At 67.3% G+C, this 19,826-nt stretch carries 22 protein-coding genes; 8 read left to right on the forward strand and 14 right to left on the reverse strand.

What is annotated here, in order from left to right; all coding sequences use genetic code 11:
* Nucleotides 1–67: 67 nt before the first annotated feature.
* The 8 genes from A5773_RS16815 to A5773_RS16850 all read right to left on the reverse strand — a co-directional run bounded on the left by A5773_RS16815 (nucleotide 68) and on the right by A5773_RS16850 (nucleotide 7,183).
* The gene (locus A5773_RS16815; protein WP_066947836.1) at nucleotides 68–727 is read right to left on the reverse strand and encodes a response regulator transcription factor; all 660 of its coding nucleotides are present in this window, start codon (nucleotides 725–727) and stop codon (nucleotides 68–70) included.
* Nucleotides 728–786: 59 nt separating this feature from the next.
* Nucleotides 787–1,605 (reverse strand): universal stress protein, encoded by an 819-nt coding sequence (locus A5773_RS16820; RefSeq protein ID WP_066947833.1) that lies wholly within the window; start codon nucleotides 1,603–1,605, stop codon nucleotides 787–789.
* A 6-nt stretch (nucleotides 1,606–1,611) separates the two neighbouring features.
* Entirely contained in the window at nucleotides 1,612–2,379 is a 768-nt protein-coding gene (locus tag A5773_RS16825; RefSeq protein WP_067791672.1) for a universal stress protein, read from the reverse strand.
* A gap of 68 nt (nucleotides 2,380–2,447) precedes the next feature.
* Nucleotides 2,448–3,440, reverse strand: coding sequence for a 1-phosphofructokinase family hexose kinase (locus tag A5773_RS16830; RefSeq protein WP_067791673.1), 993 nt, complete (start codon nucleotides 3,438–3,440; stop codon nucleotides 2,448–2,450).
* Between the two features lie 20 nt (nucleotides 3,441–3,460).
* Nucleotides 3,461–5,500, reverse strand: a complete 2,040-nt coding sequence (locus tag A5773_RS16835) for an erythromycin esterase family protein (protein WP_067791806.1) — start codon at nucleotides 5,498–5,500, stop codon at nucleotides 3,461–3,463.
* Nucleotides 5,501–5,635: 135 nt separating this feature from the next.
* Nucleotides 5,636–5,875, reverse strand: coding sequence for a hypothetical protein (locus A5773_RS16840; protein ID WP_067265674.1), 240 nt, complete (start codon nucleotides 5,873–5,875; stop codon nucleotides 5,636–5,638).
* Nucleotides 5,876–5,883: 8 nt separating this feature from the next.
* A complete protein-coding gene (locus A5773_RS16845) occupies nucleotides 5,884–6,153 on the reverse strand; it encodes a DUF1918 domain-containing protein (RefSeq protein WP_067791675.1) in 270 nt (89 codons plus the stop codon).
* A gap of 46 nt (nucleotides 6,154–6,199) precedes the next feature.
* Complete coding sequence (locus tag A5773_RS16850; protein WP_067791677.1) at nucleotides 6,200–7,183, reverse strand: NAD(P)H nitroreductase; 984 nt, start codon at nucleotides 7,181–7,183, stop codon at nucleotides 6,200–6,202.
* Between the two features lie 177 nt (nucleotides 7,184–7,360).
* Between A5773_RS16850 and acsA the strand changes: the two genes are divergently transcribed.
* From acsA to A5773_RS16885, 7 genes are all read left to right on the forward strand, one after another.
* Nucleotides 7,361–9,160: an acetate--CoA ligase gene (gene acsA, locus A5773_RS16855; protein ID WP_067791679.1), complete on the forward strand. Its 1,800-nt coding sequence runs from the start codon at nucleotides 7,361–7,363 to the stop codon at nucleotides 9,158–9,160.
* Nucleotides 9,157–10,128, forward strand: a complete 972-nt coding sequence (pdhA, locus tag A5773_RS16860; protein WP_067791681.1) for a pyruvate dehydrogenase (acetyl-transferring) E1 component subunit alpha — start codon at nucleotides 9,157–9,159, stop codon at nucleotides 10,126–10,128. Before acsA ends, pdhA begins: the two co-directional genes overlap by 4 nt.
* Nucleotides 10,125–11,102: an alpha-ketoacid dehydrogenase subunit beta gene (locus A5773_RS16865; RefSeq protein WP_066947801.1), complete on the forward strand. Its 978-nt coding sequence runs from the start codon at nucleotides 10,125–10,127 to the stop codon at nucleotides 11,100–11,102. Before pdhA ends, A5773_RS16865 begins: the two co-directional genes overlap by 4 nt.
* Complete coding sequence (locus A5773_RS16870) at nucleotides 11,099–12,337, forward strand: dihydrolipoamide acetyltransferase family protein (RefSeq protein WP_067791683.1); 1,239 nt, start codon at nucleotides 11,099–11,101, stop codon at nucleotides 12,335–12,337. Before A5773_RS16865 ends, A5773_RS16870 begins: the two co-directional genes overlap by 4 nt.
* Nucleotides 12,338–12,343: 6 nt before the next feature.
* Entirely contained in the window at nucleotides 12,344–12,595 is a 252-nt protein-coding gene (locus A5773_RS16875; protein ID WP_066947791.1) for an acyl carrier protein, read from the forward strand.
* Nucleotides 12,596–12,637: 42 nt separating this feature from the next.
* Complete coding sequence (locus A5773_RS16880; protein ID WP_082948274.1) at nucleotides 12,638–13,618, forward strand: nitroreductase family protein; 981 nt, start codon at nucleotides 12,638–12,640, stop codon at nucleotides 13,616–13,618.
* Nucleotides 13,619–13,753: 135 nt separating this feature from the next.
* Entirely contained in the window at nucleotides 13,754–14,170 is a 417-nt protein-coding gene (locus A5773_RS16885; protein WP_066947787.1) for a pyridoxamine 5'-phosphate oxidase family protein, read from the forward strand.
* Nucleotides 14,171–14,178: 8 nt separating this feature from the next.
* Here A5773_RS16885 and A5773_RS16890 read toward each other — a convergent pair whose 3' ends face one another.
* The 6 genes from A5773_RS16890 to A5773_RS16915 form a co-directional block, all read right to left on the reverse strand.
* Nucleotides 14,179–15,585, reverse strand: coding sequence for a bifunctional lysylphosphatidylglycerol flippase/synthetase MprF (locus A5773_RS16890; protein WP_067791685.1), 1,407 nt, complete (start codon nucleotides 15,583–15,585; stop codon nucleotides 14,179–14,181).
* Nucleotides 15,586–15,592: 7 nt separating this feature from the next.
* Nucleotides 15,593–16,384 carry a universal stress protein gene (locus A5773_RS16895; protein ID WP_067265647.1) on the reverse strand — a complete coding sequence of 264 codons (792 nt, stop codon included), beginning with the start codon at nucleotides 16,382–16,384 and terminating at the stop codon, nucleotides 15,593–15,595.
* A 108-nt stretch (nucleotides 16,385–16,492) separates the two neighbouring features.
* Nucleotides 16,493–17,134: a hypothetical protein gene (locus A5773_RS16900; protein ID WP_082948289.1), complete on the reverse strand. Its 642-nt coding sequence runs from the start codon at nucleotides 17,132–17,134 to the stop codon at nucleotides 16,493–16,495.
* Nucleotides 17,135–17,224: 90 nt separating this feature from the next.
* The gene (locus tag A5773_RS16905; RefSeq protein WP_067791687.1) at nucleotides 17,225–18,028 is read right to left on the reverse strand and encodes an HPF/RaiA family ribosome-associated protein; all 804 of its coding nucleotides are present in this window, start codon (nucleotides 18,026–18,028) and stop codon (nucleotides 17,225–17,227) included.
* Between the two features lie 59 nt (nucleotides 18,029–18,087).
* On the reverse strand, nucleotides 18,088–18,915 hold the full coding sequence (locus A5773_RS16910) for a slipin family protein (protein WP_067791812.1): 828 nt from the start codon (nucleotides 18,913–18,915) through the stop codon (nucleotides 18,088–18,090).
* Between the two features lie 28 nt (nucleotides 18,916–18,943).
* Nucleotides 18,944–19,429: a flavodoxin family protein gene (locus A5773_RS16915; protein ID WP_067791689.1), complete on the reverse strand. Its 486-nt coding sequence runs from the start codon at nucleotides 19,427–19,429 to the stop codon at nucleotides 18,944–18,946.
* A 213-nt stretch (nucleotides 19,430–19,642) separates the two neighbouring features.
* Here A5773_RS16915 and A5773_RS26095 point away from each other — a divergent pair, with 213 nt between their 5' ends.
* On the forward strand, nucleotides 19,643–19,825 hold the full coding sequence (locus A5773_RS26095; RefSeq protein WP_156664383.1) for a hypothetical protein: 183 nt from the start codon (nucleotides 19,643–19,645) through the stop codon (nucleotides 19,823–19,825).
* Nucleotide 19,826: the final 1 nt, after the last annotated feature.

Here is a 19,826-nt window from a genome sequence, read left to right on the forward strand (position 1 = left end):
GATCAGCCTAATCGCAAAATGTCAAGCACCCAAGCGAATGGCTGTTGTCGGTGGCGTGACGTCTCGCCTATTCCGGCGGCGCGGTGGGATGGCCGGGCCGTTGGTCCAACTTGGACGCGAACACCGCCGCCTGCGTCCGGCGCTCCATGCCGAGTTTGGCCAGCAACCGCGACACGTAATTCTTCACCGTCTTCTCGGCGAGGAACATCCGCGCGGCGATCTGCCGGTTGGTCAGGCCCTCGCTGAGCAGGCCAAGCAGCGTCCGCTCCTGTTCGGTAAGCCCGGACAGCGGGTCTTCGCGCTCCGCCGCGCCGCGGAGCTTGGCCATCAGGGCGGCCGCCGCGCGGTTATCCAGCAGGGATTTGCCGGCGCCGACCTCCTTGATGGCGTGGGCCAGCTCCATGCCCTTGATGTCCTTGACCACGTAACCGCTGGCGCCGGCCAGAATCGCCTCCAGCATCGCTTCGTCGGAGGTGAACGACGTCAGCATCAGGCAGCGCAGATCGGGGTGATCGGACACCAGGTCGCGGCACAATTCGATGCCGTTGCCATCGGGAAGCCGCACGTCAAGGACGGCGACGTCGGGTTGCAGCGCCGGTATCCGCGCCTTCGCCTCGGAGACGGAGCCCGCCTCGCCGACGATCTCGAGCTCGGGGTCCGCCGCCAGGAGATCGGCGAGGCCGCGCCGGACGACCTCATGGTCATCGACCAGGAAAACCTTGACCATCAAGAATCCTTCCGCCGGTCGTGGGACCTCCCTATCACACATTAACTATCGTACAAATTTCACAAATGTTGCCGATTCACGATCAACAGCGAACAATTCGCGTCCGCCATCACCGAACTGCCGACGGGTCCGACAAGCTCGGCGACGTGCTGACGATTGTCGGCGCCGACGATCACCAAGCCGACCGGTCCACGGTGTCCGGCCAGATAGTCCAGCAGGCCGACGTGTATCGCCATCGATTCGACCCGTAGCTGCGGATGGCGTCGCTTCCACCCGGACAGGCGGCGATCCAGGTCGGCGAGTGCGCGGCGATCGGCCTCGGTATCACCGTGTTCGGCCCGCCCCGTTCGCCGCGAGACGACCGCCTCGAGCGCGGCGCCGCGCAGCACCGCCTCTTCGATGGCGGCTCCGAGCAGCACCGAATCCGGGGACCCGGCTATCTCGACGACGGCGCTTTCTGCGGGCCGCCCGCGATGACCGTCGCGACCCCGGACGATCGCCACCGGACAGCGGGCCGATACGGCCAGTGCCGCCGCGGTGGAGCCGACGCGGCCCGGCTGAAAGTGGCGCAGTCCGACGGCGCCCACGCAGACCATCGCGGCCGACGCCGACGAGCGGATCAGCGATCCGACCGCGGGTCCGTGGACGATCTCCGTCTCGATCTGCACCGGCGTGCCCGCGGCTCGGATCGCCGTCACCGCCTGGCGGACCGCCAGCTGCGCGGATTGTTCGCCGTCCCCGGGGTCGGTCGCGCACAGCAGGCGTAGCGGAACGTCACGACTCGCCGCCTCGTCGACCGCCCACAGCGCCGCGCGTATCGCCGCTTTGGAACCGTCGACACCGGCGACGATCGACTTGGTTCTGGCTGGCTGCGTCATCGGGCCTCAGTGGCGGACGACAAGCACCGAGCAGTCGGGGTAGCCGACGATCGGATGGCAGTTCGGGGTGGCCAGCGCGGACATCTCTTCCGTGTCGGCACTACCCACCACCGCCAGTTCGATTGCGCTACCGGGCTTTCCGCCGTATTTCGCGCCGGTCCCCGCGGCCACCGTCTGGACGCGGACGTCCGGATAGCGGCGGACCCAGCTGTTCACTCGCCGGTCGATTTGGCGCACGATGGCGTGGCGGCGCCGCCCTTCCTCCATGGCTTGGTGCACCACCTCGTCGTTGTCGGGCTCATCGGTGAGCACGACGGCGATCACACCGAGCTCCGTCGGCAATCCGTCGGAAGTACGAATGATCGCGACCGGGCAGTGCGCCCGCGCCACCAGACCCGTGGCTGTCGGGCCCAACAGCCCGTCGGATGCCCATCCGCGCCTGGCGGTGCCGACACACACCAGGGCCGCGTCCCGGGATTGGTTGATCAACGCCTCCGCGGGATCGCCGGAGACGATCGCCGTCTCGATCTCGACCGGCTTCCGTTCGCTCTGTATGGCGCACTCCGCTTCGGCCAGCGCCATTTCGCCGCGTTCGACCTCCCATTCGGAACGCGGCGCCGATCCGGGGCGCGCCGGTCTGCGCGGCATCACATATACCAGGCGAAGTGGCAGCTGCCGACCTATCGCCTCGTCGATCACCCACTTCGCGGCGTTGACCGCGGCCTGAGAGCCGTTGACGCCCACGATCACCGCCTTGGCGTCCAGCTGGCTCATGTCGGCTCCTGATTGTTCCGATCGCGCAATTTCAGGCTATTGCGGCCGCGCCCGCTCAGCAGGGGTCGTTAGGCCTCAGCCGCGAAGTCGTTCGTCCCCACCTCTGCCGGTTCGGCGACCAGCTCGAACAATCGCTCTATGTCGGCCCGTTCAAACACCGCCGTACCGGGTGTCATCAGCATCGCCGCTCCCGCCGCGATCCCGTAACGAACCGACTTGGCCAGCGGCCACCCCTGCGTGAGGCCCACCGTGATCGCGGCAACCATCGCATCGCCCGCCCCGACACCACTCCCCCCCGGCATCGGAACCGCCGGAAACCGCTGGCTGGCATGGCGTGTCGCCAGCAGCGCGCCATAGGAACCCAGGGAAACCACGACGACTTGTGTGCGGCCACTGTCGATGAGTTGGTGGGCGGCCTCTAGCTGCTCAGACTCGGTGGCGAGTCGGCGACCGGCGCATTCCCTGAGTTCTCGCACGCTCGCCTTGAGCAGGAATACCCCTGAGGAGATGTGCTGCAAGCCGCCGCCGGAGGTGTCCAGGACGAGCTTGACGCCCATCTGCCGGCAGAGGTCGGCAACCCGCTGATAGTAGTCGGCAGGTACACCCGGTGGCAGACTTCCGCTTGCCACAACGACTTCGGCCGATTGGGCTGCCACCCGCAATTGGTCGAGGCATTGCTCCTGCTCGAGGACTGTCAGCTCCGGTCCGGGCAGCACAAACCGGTATTGCTGGCCGGTGCTGGTCTCGTTGACGGTGAAACTCTCGCGCGTTTGGGCAGCGATCGGAACCTGCCGGTACGGGACTTCCGCCTCGCCGAGCAGGGTCGTGACGAGACCCCCGTGCGAGCCGCCCGCGGGAAACACCGCCAGCACCGAGCTACCAAGGACCTTCGCGATCCGGGCGACGTTGATGCCGCCTCCGCCCGGGTCGTAACGCGTCGCAGAGCAGCGCAACTTATCGGTCGGCCGCACGACGCCGACACTCGTCGTGATGTCGAGCGCGGGATTCATGGTCAACGTCACGATTCGAGTTCGGCGAACCGGGTCGGAAGGCATCTCCATTTTGGTTGGCTCCGCGGGGGTTAGAGGCCGCTCGGGTACGTTTCCGGCGTTTCGCCGGCGATCCAGAGGCTGGTGACCTCAAGGGGTTCCAGCGCCCGGGTCCTATCGATGTGGATCATCGCGTCGAACTGGTCGGCGGGGCGGACGTGGAAGTAATGGCTCTGCCGTTCGGTCTCGGGGCGGTAGATCACGCCGATGGCGCGCCCCAACCGGACCGCGCTCAGCGGTTCCGCGGCCCCCGGGCTGATGTGTGCCGACACCAGGAATTCGCTCCTGTGTGTCTCGTGCAGGAGTTCTTCGATGCTTCCGTTGAGCGCCGGGCGCACGACCTTACGCTCGGCGATGCCACCCCAGTCGCTGGCGGCGGTGACCGTGCCCGTGTAGGTGCTGAAGCCGATCAGGCGTGCCTCGTCGCCGTGCCGCTGCCGGACCAGTTGGCCCAGTGTGAGTTGTCCATCGGCCCAGACTTCGGTGGCGCGGGCGTCCCCGACGTGAGAGTTGTGGGCCCACAGGACGATTCGTGCCGAGGGAATGTCTTGGTGGCGGTCAAGATGCTTCAGCAGCGCCTCGAGCGTCTGCGCCATGTGTTTGTCGCGCAAGTTCCACGAGGTGACTCGCCCGCTGAACATCGCCCGGTAGTAAACCTCCGCGTTGTGCACCGTCTGGGCGTTCTGGTGGGCGTAGAACAATTCGTCCTCGGCGAGCAGACCGTCCCTGCGCACGTACGCCAGTTCGTTGCGCTGCATGTCGACCAGTTGATCGATGGCTTCCTGTTCACACGATGGGCCGGCGCCGAAGGCGGCCGAGAAGCCGTACGCCTGGCCGTCGTCCGCCGAGGCGTGGTCGAAGCAGGCATAGCGTTCGCGCGCCCGCGCCGCCGCCTTGGGGTCGACGTTGTCGAGGTAGCCGATCACTTCCTGCATCGACCGGTGCAGGCTGTAGAGATCCAGCCCGTAGAAGCCGGCCTGGCGCTGCCCGTTGTTCTCGTGCAGCCGGTTTCGGGTGCGCAGCCACTCGACGAAGTCACGCACGACGGTGTTACGCCACATCCACGCGGGGAACCTCTCGAATCCGCTCAACGCCTCGTCGGCGCTGGTATCGTCCCCGATGCCGCGAACGTAGCGATTCACCCGGTAGGCGTCGGGCCAGTCCGCCTCCGCCGCGACGGCACAGAAGCCTTTCTCCTCGATCAACCACTTCGTGATTTCCGCGCGGGCCTCGTAGAACTCGTGTGTGCCATGCGAGCTTTCGCCGATCAGCACGATGCGCGCATCGCCGATCAACTCATCCAGGGCGTCACGCGGCGGGACGCCCGCCGGCGCATCGATGGCCAGCCGGGCAATCACCTCGGCCGGGGTCCGCGCCGCGGCCCTCGCCGGGATGCCGGTGGTGGGCGTCGCGAGGAGCCGGCGGACCTCTTCGTCGGTCACCTGCCGGAAATCCCAGAACGACTCCCCGACCGCGAAAAACGGAGTGGGCATGCTCGCGCAGACGACGTCGTCGACCTGACCGGCGAATTCCCGGCACGTGGACTCGGGGGCCGCCGGCACGGCGATGACGATGTGTGCGGGCTCGGCCTCGCGGAGCGCCTGGACCGCCGCGAACATGCTTGCGCCGGTAGCCACTCCGTCGTCGACCAGGATCACCGTCTTGCCGGCCACGTCCACGGGCGGCCGCCCGTCGCGATAGGCGGCCTCGCGCCGGATCAACTCCCGGCCTTCACGCTCGGCGACGGCACGCAATTCCTGCGGGGTGATACGCAGGCCGCGCACGACGTCGTCGTTGACCACGACGCGGCCCCCGCTCGCCAACGCCCCCACGGCGAACTCCTCATGGCCGGGGGCACCGAGCTTGCGCACGATGAAGGCATCCAGCGGGGCATGCAGCGCCGCCGCCACCTCCCATGCGACGGGTATGCCGCCGCGCGCCAAGCCCAGCACGATCACATCGTGCCGATCGCGGTAAGCACCGAGAAGGTTCGCCAGCACGCGGCCGGCCTCGGCACGGTCACGGAACACCCGCCGCGGCGAGCGTCGGGTGGCGTCAGCTGCTCTGGTCATCACACACCGCGCCTGTAGTCATGGCCTGTAGTCATGGCAGTCTCCTCGATCTTGACCATCGACGAATTCATCCGACCAGCCCGCCGTAATCGGCGGTAGGGCACGAAGTCCCAGGCTTGCGGGTCGTTCGTCGGCTCAGCTTCTGCGGCGCAGCTCGCCGATATAGGCCATGACCCGGTTGAGGATCAGGCCGTAGGCGTCACCGTCGTCCACCAGCCGGGGCAATCCGCGGTGGCGGAGAAAGCCGTCCAGGCGCTGGTCCAGGCTCCAGTCGAGATAGCTGTCGCCGGCATAGGGCGAGTGCAGGAACTCGAACGCGATCTCATCGACGTCGGCGTCGGTCATCGACGGGGATCCCTCTGTGGTAGGCGGCATTCGGCTTCCTACCCGCTCCGAGCGTGATCCCTGATGGCGGCCTGCACCGCGGCAATGCGTGAGCGTGCCCGTTCGTCGGCGGCCTTCTGTTCGGCGGCCGTCACGACTATCGCGTCCGGACCGGGGAATACGGTCGCCTCCTCCCCGGTGGCCAGCCACCGGACCCGGTACGGCGGTTCCCCATTCGGTGAACGCACCGAGGTGATCAACCCGCGCAGATCCGGTCTCCCGATCGTGCCGCTTTTGATGACGAGCCAGTCACCTGCATCGGCAAACACTAACAGCTCCTTTCGAAGGTATTGCAGCGCAACCTAACTCGCGTTATCAACGCATCTCCAAGACCTCGCGCATCGGCCGGCGCGGCGTCGGTTCGGGAGCTCCCTTGCCCGAGAATGCGGTCCCGACCCGGATCAGGACTTGGGGTATCGCTTCGGTCTCGGGTATGAGCTCCGCGATCATGTCGCGACTGGCTTGCAGCTCCGTCACCTGGGTCACGGTGCAGGTCGCCAGTCCGGCGATGGTGCACTCGAGCAGAACCGCCGAAAGGGCCTGGCCGCACCGGAACGCGTCCGCACGGGTGTCCCCCGGCGTTGACAGGACAACGATCTTTGCTTGATCGCGGATGCTCGCCGAGCTCCCACGGGCGTGCCCGTCGGCGGGGAATCGGCGGTTGACGCCGTCGGTACGGGGCTGCGCCTCGTTGACCAGAGCGGACTGAGGTATGCCGTCGTCGTGCCTGCCGGGCGCTGTCCACCAACGCAATTCGTGATGGTAGAGGTCGTCGTAGCGCCGCAGCGCCTCATTGAGGTGCGCGGCCTCGACCAGCCGCGGCAGCGCGTCGTCGGCCAGTACGTCGAGGGCGGCCAGGTCGGGGTTGAAGGCGCTCCGCAGCACCGGCTCGAAGGACACCCACCCCTTCGGGGCGCCGAACGGACGCCGGTCGGTCCTGCGACGCAGGATCGCCGCCGCGCGGTCTCGTCGCGCCACGGCGACGTAGTCGGCCGAAACGAAGTCGATGGAGGCCAGGTGGTCGGGGTTGTTGGGATTGGGAAACTCGTCGACGCCGGCGACCCACCCCTCGGCGGCCATTGCGACCCGGAAGTGATCGAGCACCGCGCCGCAGCTGATGATCGACTCGCGTCCCGAGCTGTCGGCCGAGGAAACCATGCGGTGCGGGTCGGCGAAGAGGTCGACGGTTGGGCCGCCGGCAACCCATCGCCATGGCTGGCTGTTGTGCAGCGAGGGGGCGCGGCAGGCGAGCTCCACCGCCCGGGTCAGCACTTTGCTGTCGACCATCGTCTGGGTCATTGTTCTTCGCCTCTCTAACTGTTACTTGGACCCTCGGGCATGCGTGGATCGCGCGCCAGGGTCCTTGGTCCCCAGCGTCAGGTCATTGGACCCGGGGTCGACTGATGACCTTTGTCTCTATTGCGGCGACGCCGCGCGGCAAACGATGTAGACGACCACCCCGACCCAGGACCCCTGATGGATGTCATCCGCAAAACAGCCCATGACCATCGTGTTCGGCCCCACCTGACGGACTACGAGCACGAGCGTGCCCACTTCCACTGGTCCGACGTACCGGATCTGTGCGAAGGCATGGGACCCGGCCTGTGCAACATCGCCTACGCCGCCCTTGACCGTCACACCGCCGGGCCGGCCGCGACACGGACGGCGTTGCGGTTTGTCGTCGATCGCCCCTCGGACGGCGTGATCACCACCCGCGACCTCAGCTACGCCGAGCTCGGCCAACTCTCCAGGAAATTCTCCAGCGCGTTGCGCGCGTTGGGCGTCAACCGGGGCGACCGGGTTTTCGTCGTCATGGCCCGTGGCCCCGAGCTCTACATCTCGATGCTCGGCGCGCTGCGCAACGGCAGCATCGTCTCGCCGTTGTTCTCGGCCTTCGGGCCGGAGCCGATCGCGACCCGAGTCAACCTCGGGCGCGCCGACGTCCTGGTCACCACGAGGGCGATCTACCAGCGCAAGATCGCCAAGATTCGCGATCGGCTGCCGTCGGTGCGGCACATCTTCGTCGTCGACGACGGGCAGGGCGGCGGTGCGCCGCCGGGGACCCTCGACTTCTGGCAATGGGTGAACGCGGCCGATGAGAACCCGCCGGTCGAGCCCACCACCGCCGACGACCCGGCCTTGCTGCACTTCACCAGCGGGACCACGGGTACACCGAAGGGCGCCATCCACGTGCACGGCGCCGTCGCGATGCACTATGTCACCGGCCTGTACGCGCTCGATCTGCACCCCGACGACACCTATTGGTGCACGGCCGATCCCGGCTGGGTGACGGGGACGTCCTACGGCATCATCAGCCCGCTGCTGCACGGGGTGACCTCCATCGTCGACGAAGCGGAATTCGACGCCGAACGGTGGTACCGCATCCTGCAGGACCAGGGCGTGTCGGTGTGGTACACCGCGCCGACCGCCATTCGGATGCTCATCAAGGCCGGACCGGAACTTCCGGCGCAGTACCACTTTCCGCGTCTGCGATTCATCGCCAGTGTGGGCGAACCGCTCAATCCGGAGGCCGTCTGGTGGGGAAAGCGGGTGCTGGGCTTGCCCATTCACGACAATTGGTGGCAGACCGAGACGGGCGGCATCATGATCGCCAACACGCCCGCGTTCGACATCAAGCCCGGCTCGATGGGCCGCCCGCTGCCCGGGGTGGACGCTTTCATCGTTCGCAGCAACGACGACGGCACCGTCGAGGTGATCGACGAACCCGGCGTCGAGGGTGAGCTCGCACTCAAACTCGGCTGGCCGTCGATGTTCCGCGGATACCTGAACGCCGAGGAGCGCTACCGCAGCTGCTTCGCGGACGGCCTGTACCTGACCGGGGACCTCGCGACGGAAGACGCCGACGGCTACTTCTGGTTCGTCGGGCGCAAGGACGACGTGATCAAGTCCGCGGGGCACCTGATCGGGCCGTTCGAAGTGGAGAGCGCACTTACCGATCACCCGGCGGTGGCCGAGGCGGCCGTCATCGGCATACCCGATCCGACGGTCGGTGAGATGGTCAAAGCCTTCGTCACCCTGAAGGACGGTGTCGTGGCCGACGAGGACCTGCGGCTGGAACTGCTGGGCCACGCGCGCAAGCGGCTCGGAGCCACGGTGGCGCCCAAGGAGATCGAGTTCGTCGACTCCTTGCCGCACACCAGCAGCGGCAAGATCATGCGGCGCCTGCTCAAGGCCCGCGAACTGGGGCTGCCGGAGGGCGACACCTCCACTATCGAGCAACACCCAGCCCACCAATCCGAGGGAGTACCGTCGTGACCGATACGAAACTGGCCCATGAGCTGTTGTCGGACATGATCCGCGTGCGGCGCATGGAGGAAAAATGCGCCGAGCTCTACAGCGCGGCCAAGATTCGCGGATTCCTCCACCTCTACGTCGGTGAGGAAGCGGTGGCCGCCGGATCGCTGCGCGCGCTGGCCGACGACGACGCGGTGGTCGCGACCTACCGTGAGCATGCGCACGCCCTGTTACGGGGCATCCCGATGACCTCGATCATGGCCGAGATGTTCGGCAAGCAGGAGGGCTGCTCGCGTGGCCGCGGCGGTTCGATGCACTTGTTCGACGGGAACAAGCGGTTCTACGGAGGCAACGCGATCGTGGCCGGTGGCCTGCCGCTGGCGGTCGGCATCGCCATGGCCGACGCCATGCTGCAGCAGAAGCGCGTGACCGCCTGCTACTTCGGTGACGGCGCGGTGGCCGAAGGCGCCTTCCACGAGTCGTTGAACATGGCCGCCCTGTGGAACCTTCCGGTGCTGTTCTGTTGCGAGAACAACCTTTACGCAATGGGCACCGCGCTGGACCGGGCGCAGTCGCAGACCGATCTCACCGCCAAGGCGGCCGCCTACCGCGTGCCGACGCTGGCCGTCGACGGCATGGACGTCGAAGCGTGCCACACGGCCGCGCAGGAGGGGGTCGATCACGTCCGCGACACCGGCGGCCCGTTCTTCATCGAATTCCGCACCTACCGCTTCCGGGCGCATTCGATGTTCGATCCCGAACTTTACCGGGACAAGGTCGAAGTCGAACGGTGGCGCGAGCGCGACCCGATCCAGGCGTTCACCGAGAAGTGTTTGGGCGACGGCACACTGTCCGAGGCGGACGTGCGTGAGCTCGAAGACGCGGCGGCCACCGAGATCGCGGGCGCGGTGGCGTACGCCGAGGCCGGAACCTGGGAGGACGTGGCGGATCTCGAACGCGACGTGCTGACTCCGGAGCCGGCACGATGAAGACCAGCTACCGAACCGCCGTGCACGACGCCATGCGCGACGCCCTGCGCGATGACGCGCGGGTATTGCTGATGGGCGAGGACGTCGCGCGTTACGGGGGAACGTACGCCGCTTCCAAGGGCCTGCTGGACGAATTCGGCCCCGACCGCGTGCGGGACACGCCGCTGTCGGAACTGGGCTTCGTCGGGATCGGAATCGGCGCGGCGCTGGGTGGGTTACGCCCGATCGTGGAGGTCATGACGGTCAACTTCAGCCTGCTGGCTCTCGATCAGATCGTCAATACCGCTGCGGCCCTTCGCCATATGTCCGGCGGGCAGTTCTCGGTACCGCTCGTAGTCCGGATGGCGACGGGCGCCGGGCGCCAGCTCGCCGCCCAGCATTCGCACAGCCTTGAGCCGTGGTACGCCCACATCCCGGGCATCAAGGTGGTGGCTCCGGCCACCGTCGAGGACGCGTACGGCATGCTCGCCCCCGCCCTGGCGGACCCGGACCCGGTGGTGATCTTCGAGCACGTTCAGCTCTACAACACCTCGACGGATGTCGACGTCCTCACTCCGACGGACATCTCCCGGGCGGCGGTCCGCCGCAGCGGCAGCGACGTTACCCTGATCACCTACGGCGGCAGCCTGCCGAAGACGCTCGACGCCGCCAATGAGCTTTCGCTAGCCGGAATCGATTGCGAAGTAATCGATCTGCGGGTCCTGCGCCCGCTCGACGACGCCACCATCCTGGAATCCGTCCGCAAGACGCATCGGGCGGTGGTGGTCGACGAGGCGTGGCGCACCGGCAGCCTGGCCGCGGAAGTGATCGCGCGCGTGATGGAGGGCGCCTTCTACGACCTCGATGCACCGGTGGGCCGGGTCTGCAGCGCCGAAGTTCCGATGCCCTACGCCAAGCACATGGAAGAGGCGGCCCTCCCCCAGACCGCCAAGATCGTCGCCGCCGTGCAGGGCCTGTTCGGGGACCCGTCGTGATCGAGTTCAAGATGCCCTCGCTCGGCTCCGACATGGATGAAGGCACCCTGAACGAGTGGCTGGTCAAGCCCGGGGACAAGGTGACACGCGGACAGGTCGTGGCGATCGTCGAGACCACCAAGGCCGCCGTCGAAGTCGAATGCTGGCAGGAGGGCATCGTCAGCGAGCTCGTCGTGCCCATCGGTGAAACCGTCCAGGTAGGAACGACATTGGCCACCCTGACGGCGCCCGGTGAGGAGGCGGAGACGCCAGCGCGTCCGTCGCCGGAAGCGGCGACCACTTCGGCGCCCGCACCGGCGGCCACGCCGGCCACCGCACCGGCGACCGCGACGCCGACGCCGACACCAGTCCCCAGCGCTCCCCCGACCGCCCCCGGACACCGGCGGTGGGTGTCCCCGGCCGCGCGACGATTGGCCCATTCGCTGAGCGTCGATATCGACGCGGTGAGCGGCACCGGACCCCAGGGCGCCGTCACCATCAACGACGTCGAGCATGCGGCCGCAGCCAGGCCGGTCGAGGTCAAGCCGGTCGGGCAACCGGCGGCCAAGGCGACGGCGGCCGACCGCGCGACCCAGATGCGAAAGTCGATCGCGGCGGCGATGAGCCGGTCGAAGCGGGAGATCCCGCACTACTACCTCGCCGAAGAGATCATGCTGGAAAAGGCGCTGTCCTGGCTGACGACGAGAAATGCGCAGCGATCCATCGACGAACGGGTGCTGCCGGCCGTCTTGCTCTTGAAGGCCGTCGGCGTCGCCGCACAGCGCTTCGGCGAGTTCAACGGATTCTGGCGGGAAGACGGGTTCGAGCCCGCGGCGGGAGTGCACGTCGGTGTCGGGATCTCGCTGCGCGGCGGCGGCCTCGTCGCGCCGGCCATCCACGACGTTCCGGAGAAGAAGCTGGACGAATTGATGGACGATCTCACCGATCTGGTGGCGCGGGCACGGTCCTTCTCGCTACGGAGTTCGGAGATGTCGGACCCGACCATCACGCTGACCAACCTCGGCGACCAGGGCGTCGACGCGGTCTTCGGAGTCATCTACCCGCCGCAGGTCGCGATCGTGGGCTTCGGCCAACCGGCCGAGCGGGTCTGTGTGATCGACGGCGGGATCCGCGTCGTCACAACGGTTCAGGCCACGCTCGCCGCCGACCACCGCGCCAGCGACGGACACCGGGGCGCGCTATTCCTGGCCGCGATCAACGAGCTGCTCCAGCAGCCCGACCTACTAGAGAAGTGATGCGCAATGACGAATGAAGACACCCGCGCCGGCGTGCTGTCGGTGCTGACCACCATCGCCCCCGAAGTCGACCCCGAAGACATTCGCGACGACGTCCTGCTGCGCGATCAGGTCGACCTGGATTCCATGGACTGGCTGAGCTTTCTGCGCGGGATCCACAAGAGATTCCATGTCGATATCCCGGAGTCGGACTACGCGACGTTGCGGACACTGGCCGACGTCGTCGGCTACGTGGAGACCAACGCCTCCAAAGTCTGAGCCGCACAGCACTTTTCGGGGAGCATTCGACAGGGGGCTGGCATGAAAGCTACGAGGCCGGACATCGGCGTGCTCGAACGGGCGGTGCTGCTCGCCTGCCGCGCCCCCTCCGTGCACAACAGCCAGCCCTGGCGCTGGGTCGCCGAGGACGGCGTCCTGCGCCTCTTCGTCGACCGGCAGCGGGCGATAGTGGCCACCGACCATTCCGGCCGCGAAGTGATCCTGTCCTGTGGCGCCGTCCTGAACCACCTCTGCGTCGCCATGACCGCCGCGGGCTGGGAACCCAGAGTCGATCGGTTTCCCGACCCCGATGACCCCGACCAGCTGGCCTCGGTCACCTTCGGTCCGCTAGAGCACGTCACCGAAGCCGAGCACCGCCGCGCCGAAGCGATCCTGCAGCGCCGCACCGACCGGCTTCCGTTGGGCCGACCCACGTATTGGGAACTGTTCGAACCCGCACTGCGTGACACGTTCGACGACACCGGGGTCGCCCTCGACGTTCTGCCCGACGATGTGCGGCCGCTCCTGGCGGAGGCGTCGCAACTCACCGAGGAGCTTCGCCGCGACGACTCCTACTACCACGCCGAACTCGACTGGTGGACTTCGTCATTCGCATTGGCCGAGGGGATGCCGCCAACCGCGCTGGCCTCCGACAAGGAGAGCTGGCGGGTCGACGTGGCCCGCAGCTTTCCGATCAGGAGCCACGCGGACCGGCGCGGCGAGGTCAAGGTCGACTGGGCGAAGATCCTGGTGCTGTCGACCCCCGACGACACCAGGTCGGACGTGCTGCGGTGCGGCGAGGTGCTGTCGACGGTCTTGCTCGAGTGCACGGTCGCCGGAATGGCGACCTGCCCGCTCACCCATCTGATCGAACTGGACGAGAGCCGTGACATCGTGCGCGAACTCATCGGCCTGCCCGGCGAGCCGCAAGTGTTGGTTCGCGTGGGCATCGCGCCGCCGCTGGAGCGCCTCCCGGCGGCGACCCCTCGACGCCCGCTGGGCGATGTCCTGCGGGTCCGCTAGCCGGTGCGCTGGGCGACGTATGGGCAACTGGGTTAAAAACTTTGGTCCCGCACCTGCGGGACTTTCGGCCGGCGCCGCCGGTCGGCATCGCCAATACCATCGAGCGTGTAGTGCCGTCGACGAAGAGGACAACTGATGTCGCTGATCGATAATGGGGTTTCGATCCTGCCGGTGAACGAATGCTGGGAGCTGCTGGCTGGTGTGACGTTGGGACGCCTGGTCACCAGCGTTGGTAACCAGCCCGAGATCTTCCCGGTCAATTACGTCGTGCAGCGCAATACGGTGCTGTTTCGTACGGCGGAGGGTACCAAGTTGGTCAGCACGGCGATCAACAACCGGGTGCTGTTCGAGGTCGACGATCACAATGTCGCCGAAGGCTGGAGCGTGATCATCAAGGGCACCGCGCGTTCCTGCCGCAGCAACGAGGAAATCGAGGAAGCCGAGCGCGCTCAGGTACTGCCCTGGACGGCCACGGAGAAGTCGCACTTCGTGCGGATCATTCCCGAGGCGGTCACGGGCCGCCGGTTCCGTTTCGGTGTGCCGCTGGACTGACCCCGCGGCTAGCCCGGCCTGATCCGGCGCGGGCGCGGGACGAATTCCAGCGACAGCAAGACCAGCAGCGCAGCCGGAATATGGTGGGCGCACAACACCACGTAGCGCCGATCGGACAGCGCGTGGAACTTGCGGAGGTAGCGGTACAGGGACTCCAGCCGGATCAGCGGGTCCAGCAAGTGGATCAGCCACAGCGCGATCCGCTGCAGGGACCCGGGTTCAGCGGCCTCGAAGATTTCCGGGAACGCGGCGAACGCCAGCGAAAGACGCTGTCCGCCAGTGGCGCCCGCGTGGGCGATCATGTCGACGCTGAGCCGCTCGTCGACGCCGTTGGGGGCCCCCGGGCGGCGGAACGGCACGTCGAGGCTGACTTCCGATCCCCCGCCGGCGGTCAGGTATCGGTGAAACGCGACGGCCCGCCCGCGCCCGTCCCGCGCGATGGCCAACCACACACCGGGGAAGCGGCCCTGCAACGCGCCGTCGAGGTTCATGCAGAAGCCGCGATCGGTGCGCACCGCGCGGTGAGCGGCGTATAACACCTCGGTCAGCTCGGCCAGCGTTGCGCCGCTGAGCTTTTGTTCCTCGACGATCTCGGTGGTGACACCGCAGTTGTGCGTGCGCTGCACCGCCTGGCGCAGGTTGCGAAATCGGCGGCCCCGCAGGGTGAAGTGGCGGACGTCGACGACGACGTCGCGGCCGATCGGCACCGACAGCATCGGCTGCCCCACGGTGTCCCTGCGCCACAATCGAAGGTGGCGTTCGCCGGCGGCCAAGACGATGATCTGCCATCCCCGGCCGCGGCACATGCGGACGAAATCGGCTACCAGAGCGTCGAATTGCGCCGCATCGCCAATCGGGTCGCCGCTGACTACGGCGAACCCAAGCCGCGCGCGGTAGGCGATCGCCGCGGTGCCGTCGGGGTTGAAGTGATAGCTCTTGCTGGAATGCATGGCGAACGGCGCCAGTGGATCCCCCCGCGTGGCGTCGACCAGCGCCCACACCTGGCCCAGCAGCTCCGGCTGCGGTCGGGCCGTGGTGGGTGACATCAGCGCGAGCCCACTGCCGGCGATCAGAAGGTTGCCCAGCACGGCCCAGGACAGGAAATGCGCGCCCAGCCCGGCGCCTACCGCCACGGCCGCATACATCGCGTGTGCCGAGGTCACCGGACGACCGAGAAAGATGCCGCGAGCGATCAGAGCGGCCGCGCCCAGTAGCGCCACCGACCAGCCGAACCGGCCCGGGGCAACCCGTTCGTAGCCGAGGTACGCTCGCGCGACCAGGACCACCAGCCAGACCAGGACGCACAGCAGCATCAGCACGCTGACGCGGCGTGCCGCGGGGACGTCGGCGCCGACCAAGACCCGTTCCCCGCCGCGCACGACGTTGGTCGCGCGGCTTCCGGGGGTGATCTTCATGGGGCCACTAGCGCACGACGAGCACGGAGCATTCGGGGTGGCGGAAGAGGGGATGCCCTTGGGGCCCGACCAATTGGGCGAGCTGACCGGCCTCGTCGGCCCCGATCACGGCGAGCTGAACCCTCTCGTCGTTGGCGCTCAGGTAGCTGGCGATGCCGTGCTTGGTAGTGATCGGGTAGACCCGCACCTCGGGATAGTGCTGCCGCCATGCCGCGACCCGGCGTTCGAATTCGCCGTCGGCGTGCTCGGTGAGTTCCTCGGGCCGGCCGCCGAGGACCAGCATCGGAGCCCTGCGCAACTTCGCCTCCGCCGCAGCGAAATTCACAACGGCGTCGTTGCCGGGTGCGTCCGTCATCCGGACCACGATCCAGTTGATGTCGGGCGCCGGCCGGTCGGATTCGGTCCGCAAGACCGCGACCGGGCAACGCGCCTTCTCGGCGAGCTCCGTGGCCGTCGAACCCACGATGGAGCGCGCGTAGCGTCCGATGCCAACACAACCTACGCAGATCATTGCCGCATCCCAGGATGCCTCCAACAGCACCGAGCCGGCCGGGCCCCGCGGCACGTCGGTTTCGATCGCGGCCGCCTTACCCGTGGCCTCCACGGCCAACCGTGCTGCATGCAGCGACTTCTCGGCGTGTGCGAAGTCGCGCTCGTACTCTTCCGCGGACTCGTGCGCCGGCTTGATAACGGAGATGAGGCGCAGTGGCGCGCCGCGGGTGATCGCCTCGTCGACACCCCATAGCGCGGCCGTGATCGCCGCCGCCGAACCGTCGATTCCTACCAGGATTGGTTTCATGATCCGACCTTTCTGCTGTCGAAGTTAGGCAGTCCGCTCGGTCGGCACTAGGGTCGTTCGGCCTTCCCGCGGTGGACCAATGGGCAACGCGGGCAAAGGCGGGAGCTGTCAGATTGTTTCGACCGACGAACGGATCGGCGCTGGCTCGGCGGGCCGCTCCGCCCGCCGCTTGATCGCAAGCATCAGCCCACGGGTCCCGAGCGCTATCAACGGCCTGGCCAGTTCCATCACGAACACTTCCCCCGGGTAGCGCAGGGCGATTCGAGCGCGCGCCAGCAGCCGGACGCGGTCCTCCCAGTGCGGCTGGAGATGAAGGGACAAGACCACGTTCCACTGCGGCTCGGATCGCATGGCATTGAGGACCACGTATTTTTCGGGCACGATCTCCGTGACGCGTAACGTCAACCCGCCGGGTAACCCCATCCAGCCCTCGGGAGCCAGGCGCACCGAATCCCCCACCCGCAGCCCCTCGCTAGCATCTTGCCCTGCAACGCTTTCCGCCTCGGAGCCGTAGCCTTCTCTCCTGTCCCGGCCGATCTGCAGGAGCCGGGACCAGACCTCGGACGCGGTCGCATCGATGTCGACCGCCTCGGTCGTCTGAACCGCCGGGTCGCTGACCAAGGCGTCACCCGGCACGCGCATCTGCGACTCCGCCTTGGTTGCACCCCAGTTGCGGTAATACCTGCGCGCGCAGTAGAGCGCGGTGAGCAACACGGTGGTCTGGGCGATCCGCCTCGACATCTTGGACATGGCGCCAGTCTGCGCGGAGCGCCCCAATGCCTGCGAGGGTCCTTGGTCCTTGGTGGTGCGCCGATATGCTCTGCGCGCCGCTGAATGGTCCTAGCCGGCCGGGGTGATCAGACCGTAATGGCCGTCGTAGCGGTGGTAAAGCACGCTGGCGCAGCCATAGGCGGCGTGAATGAAGAACAGGAACGGCAGGCCGAGCATGGCCAGCCGGTCGGCGGCTCCCTCTTCGGTGAGGCACGGCAGCGGTTGTTGGCTGATCGTCACCGGTAACGCATGCCGGCTCACCCGGTCGGCCAGAGCCGGCGCGGCCAGCGCGAGGCGGTAGCCCGTCGGCCCGGCGCGATACAGCACACTTGCGGTGCCCGTGCCCTTCTCCGTGAACAGGTGAAAGTCGTAGTCGAGCAGGTCCATTTCGCGGGCGGCATCGTCGACGGTGCAGGGCGCCATCGTGAACGACTTGCGCCGGATGACGCGGCGCTGATCGGCCGGACGGGGGAAATAGTTCGGCCGGTGCGCCGGCTCGGACTCATGCCGCCATTCGTGGGGACCCGCCGGCGGCAGCTCGCCGCGGCGCGCGTCCCATTGCCCGGCGGCGCGTTCGAGGCGGCGGCGCAATCGCGCCACGAGAAGATCGACCGCTTCCCGCGCCGTGTCGGCCTGGACCTGGGCGCGGACCGGTCGGCCATCGACGTCGAGATTGGCTTGCGCGACGACGGGCCGCTGCACCGCCGGGTCGCGATGTCTGGTCAGTCTCACATGGGCGTGCCGCACCGGCCGGCTCGCGTACCGCGTGAGCTCACCGACCTTGGTGCGGGCGTACTCGGCCGCAGCGGGAAGCTCGTCCCGGATGGCTACCTGCACGTCGATGTCCTGTGGCGGTTGTGTCCTGTGGCGCATGGTTAAAGTGCTACGTCACGAAACCGGCTGCGGGACAGGGTCAAAGGTCACCCGATCCTTCATTGCAGTGCCGCCGCCCGCGCCAGCTTCTCCTCGGATTGCCCGGGGCTCTTGGACGCGTCGGTCTCACGCGCCAAGAAGGCGGTGAGTTCCCCGATCGCGGTCATCAGCGGGGCCGGGAAGACGATGGTGGTGTTCTTCTCCACCCCCAGCTCGAGCAAGGTCTGCAGGTTGCGCAGCTGCAGGGCCAGCGGGTGACGCATCATGGTGTCGGAGGCGTCGCCGAGGGCAGCCGCGGCACGGGCTTCCCCTTCGGCCGCAATGATTTTGGCCCGCTTCTCCCGCTCCGCCTCGGCCTCGCGCGCCATCGCGCGTTTCATGCTGTCAGGGAGCTGAATGTCCTTGAGCTCTACCAAGGTGACCTCCACGCCCCAGTCCACCGTGGTGGCGTCGAGGATCTGGCGAATGCTGCCGTTGATCTTCTCCGTTTGGGCGAGCACCTCGTCGAGGGAATGTTGCCCAACGACATTGCGAAGGGTGGTCTGTGCGATCTGGTCGATGGCGGCGTGGACGTTTTCGATCACCACGACGGCCTTGCGGGCATCGACGATCCGGAAATAGGCAACCGCGGCGATGTCGACACTCACGTTGTCGCGGGTGATGATGCCCTGGGACTGGATGGGCATGGTCACGATCCGCATCGAAATCCGCCACAGGCGGTCGATGATCGGAATGATGATCCGCAACCCAGGTTCGCGAACGCCGATCACGCGGCCGAGCCGGAAATGCACACCCCGTTGGTACTGCTGCACCACCCTGATCGACGCCGCCAGCAACACCGCAACGACAATGCCCAAGACCACCAGAATTGCGGCAATCTGGCTCATCACGATCACCTCGATCCGCTTCGCACCGTCACGAAGCCGCCGGAGAGCCGGCGGCCCGCTTGTGAATCCGGGCGGCGAACGCCGCCGCGCGATCGAGGTCGTGTTCGTTGGGCCGCCCCCGGTTGATCCCGCCGATGAATCCGAACGGCCCAACCGTGTCGAACCCCCGGCACGAGAACGATCCGACGACGTCGAACCCCTTCTGCTCGAGCTTCTCCCGAACGGGTTTGTGGTAACCCAACAGCGGAACCTCGCGTGCGCCGCTGGTGAAAAACGTGAAGGCCGCGGTTGGGTGGTCGGCGGCCGGGAGCTGACGGATCAATTTGCGCAGCCTCGCGTCCATCATCATGTAGTAGATGCCGGAACCGAACCCGACGAGGTCGTAGTCGTGAACGGTGCCCGGGTCGACCGACTCCGGTGTGACGACCTCGGCACCCAGCACCGCGGCCATCCGATCGGCCACCAGGCGGGTGTTGCCATGCGACCTCGAAGCGCACACGATAAGCGACCTCATGGCCAACTCCTTTGCGAATGTGGCTCAGACGGTTCCATGCTCCGCGGGACTGGCGGCCTCGGTAAGGGCGCAAAGGCACAGCGCCGTGAGGGCCTTGGTCACTTCTGTGAATCGTCCCTGCTGAAAGCCGAAATCGGCAGACGAACCGAGGTCCTTCACGGTCGGGACTTCGGTCCCTATCCACGTGGGCGGCGAACCGGTCGAATAGGGGTTGTGACTGTGACAGTTCCCGCAACGGATGCCGGTGCGAAGATCATCGTCCTCGAGTCGCATCCGGCCTGGATTTCAGCGCAACGACAGGCGGCCGAGCGCGTCGAGGCGATGCGCCGTCATCCGTCATCGATGACCCGCCCGTCCCATTGGGCCGAAGCCCAGCTGCGGCGGCCCCGGCCGTGAC

The organism is Mycobacterium sp. 852014-52450_SCH5900713 (assembly GCF_001667075.1).
Classification (GTDB): Bacteria; Actinomycetota; Actinomycetes; order Mycobacteriales; family Mycobacteriaceae; genus Mycobacterium.

Coding starts and splice junctions, on each gene's coding strand:
- A5773_RS16815 (WP_066947836.1), bottom strand. CDS start 727: ATGGTCAAGGTTTTCCTGGTCGATGACCATGAGGTCGTCCGGCGCGGC.
- A5773_RS16825 (WP_067791672.1), bottom strand. CDS start 2,379: ATGAGCCAGCTGGACGCCAAGGCGGTGATCGTGGGCGTCAACGGCTCT.
- acsA (WP_067791679.1), top strand. CDS start 7,361: ATGGATGTCATCCGCAAAACAGCCCATGACCATCGTGTTCGGCCCCAC.
- A5773_RS16910 (WP_067791812.1), bottom strand. CDS start 18,915: ATGAGCCAGATTGCCGCAATTCTGGTGGTCTTGGGCATTGTCGTTGCG.
- A5773_RS16820 (WP_066947833.1), bottom strand. CDS start 1,605: ATGACGCAGCCAGCCAGAACCAAGTCGATCGTCGCCGGTGTCGACGGT.
- A5773_RS16835 (WP_067791806.1), bottom strand. CDS start 5,500: ATGACCAGAGCAGCTGACGCCACCCGACGCTCGCCGCGGCGGGTGTTC.
- A5773_RS16915 (WP_067791689.1), bottom strand. CDS start 19,429: ATGAGGTCGCTTATCGTGTGCGCTTCGAGGTCGCATGGCAACACCCGC.
- A5773_RS16850 (WP_067791677.1), bottom strand. CDS start 7,183: ATGACCCAGACGATGGTCGACAGCAAAGTGCTGACCCGGGCGGTGGAG.
- A5773_RS16900 (WP_082948289.1), bottom strand. CDS start 17,134: ATGTCCAAGATGTCGAGGCGGATCGCCCAGACCACCGTGTTGCTCACC.
- A5773_RS16885 (WP_066947787.1), top strand. CDS start 13,754: ATGTCGCTGATCGATAATGGGGTTTCGATCCTGCCGGTGAACGAATGC.
- A5773_RS16840 (WP_067265674.1), bottom strand. CDS start 5,875: ATGCCGCCTACCACAGAGGGATCCCCGTCGATGACCGACGCCGACGTC.
- A5773_RS16895 (WP_067265647.1), bottom strand. CDS start 16,384: ATGAAACCAATCCTGGTAGGAATCGACGGTTCGGCGGCGGCGATCACG.
- A5773_RS16865 (WP_066947801.1), top strand. CDS start 10,125: ATGAAGACCAGCTACCGAACCGCCGTGCACGACGCCATGCGCGACGCC.
- A5773_RS16880 (WP_082948274.1), top strand. CDS start 12,638: ATGAAAGCTACGAGGCCGGACATCGGCGTGCTCGAACGGGCGGTGCTG.
- A5773_RS16875 (WP_066947791.1), top strand. CDS start 12,344: ATGACGAATGAAGACACCCGCGCCGGCGTGCTGTCGGTGCTGACCACC.
- A5773_RS16830 (WP_067791673.1), bottom strand. CDS start 3,440: ATGGAGATGCCTTCCGACCCGGTTCGCCGAACTCGAATCGTGACGTTG.
- A5773_RS16890 (WP_067791685.1), bottom strand. CDS start 15,585: ATGAAGATCACCCCCGGAAGCCGCGCGACCAACGTCGTGCGCGGCGGG.
- A5773_RS16905 (WP_067791687.1), bottom strand. CDS start 18,028: ATGCGCCACAGGACACAACCGCCACAGGACATCGACGTGCAGGTAGCC.